The organism is Halonotius aquaticus (assembly GCF_003605575.1).
In the GTDB taxonomy this organism is placed as follows: domain Archaea; phylum Halobacteriota; class Halobacteria; order Halobacteriales; family Haloferacaceae; genus Halonotius; species Halonotius aquaticus.
In genome coordinates, this window is record NZ_QKNY01000015.1 from 1 (window position 1) to 1,378 (window position 1,378).

At 57.0% G+C, this 1,378-nt stretch carries 1 protein-coding gene; it reads left to right on the forward strand.

Going from position 1 to position 1,378, the window contains the following annotated elements; translation table 11 throughout:
- Positions 1-47 precede the first annotated feature (47 nt).
- A complete protein-coding gene (locus tag DM826_RS09515) occupies positions 48-1,193 on the forward strand; it encodes an ISH3 family transposase (protein ID WP_120103164.1) in 1,146 nt (381 codons plus the stop codon).
- The last annotated feature ends 185 nt before the right edge of the window (positions 1,194-1,378 follow it).

Genomic DNA, 1,378 nt, shown 5'->3' on the forward strand with positions numbered 1-1,378 from the left:
CTCAGTCGATCACATCGGGTTAGTAGAAGTGTCCGCTCGGAGAAGGTGTGCAAACACCCCGAGCTGACAACGAGCTAAAGGAGGAACATTTGCTTAATTTTGTCGTCAACAACCTCGAAGAGGAACTTTCGATTGACCTCGGAGAGAGCGTTGAGACCACGACGGAGGAACTCTACGAGGTTCTCGCCGGCGCCAGCGCCGGCGGAACCTCGATCAACCACATCTGCGAGAAGACCGAGGAATCACCCCACGCCAATACCGTCCGTGGATATCTCACCGATCAATTCGATCTTGACGCCGTTGAATCGGTTGGAGATACACTCCTCCAGCGAGATACGGTTGAGACGCTGCCTGATCGACCGGTGGAGGCCTGTACTGACCTCCACCTCGATCCCTACTACGGTGAAGAGGAGGAGACAGAGGCACTGTACTCCTCGCAAGCGAAACGCGGTACCACGTCATTTCATGCCTATGCGACGCTCTACGTACGAGTGCGAGATAAACGGTATACACTGGCGGTTCGCCAGCTGACCGCTGGCGAAACCACCGGTGATGTCCTCGGTGAATTCCTCGAACTGCTTGACGGCCTTGACCTCGGCGTCAAGGCCGTTTATCTTGACCGAGGCTTCTACAATAGCACTTGTCTCACCCTGCTGTACGCCTACAACTACGCCTACGTCGTTCCGATCATCAAGTGGGGCGAAACGATACAAGACGAGCTCAGCAGAGGATGGAGCCGTGAAATTGAGCATGAGCTCGCCGGGAAGGTGACGTTTCCTGTGTTCATCGACTGCGTCTACCAGCGAGGACGGTACGACGAGCACGGGGTGGCGCGTCACGGCTATGCCGCTGACGCGCCGTTCATCGACACACCACGTGATGCCAGACACCACTACAGCAAGCGGTTTGGCATCGAATCGAGCTACCGATTGGCCAAGCAGAGCCTCGCTATGACTAGTTCTCGTGACGCTGGGTTGCGGCTGCTGCTGTTTGTTGTAAGTCTCGTCCTTCAGAACAGCTGGCGATATCTTCACTGGAAGTACGTGGCGGCGCCGCGACGCGGCGGCCGCCACCTCTGGGAGTGGTCGTTCATTGAGTTTTGCGAGATGGTGCTCCGCGCAGCGTGGACAATGCTTGGCGTTCGTCGATCCGTTCCAGCGAATCAAGCACTGGACGAGCGGTTCTTCCGATAGCTATCGCCAGCACTGGCGACAGTTGTGAGTGGCGACACTGTCGCGTCGGCGGCTAATCGCCGCCGACAGCGACTGTAGAAGCTGGAAGATCCTGTTCACGACACCTGAACGCTCAGATAGTCACCGAAACCACCGATTCAGCATCGGCTATCGGCAGTGGTGAGCTGCTCGATGTGATCGACTGA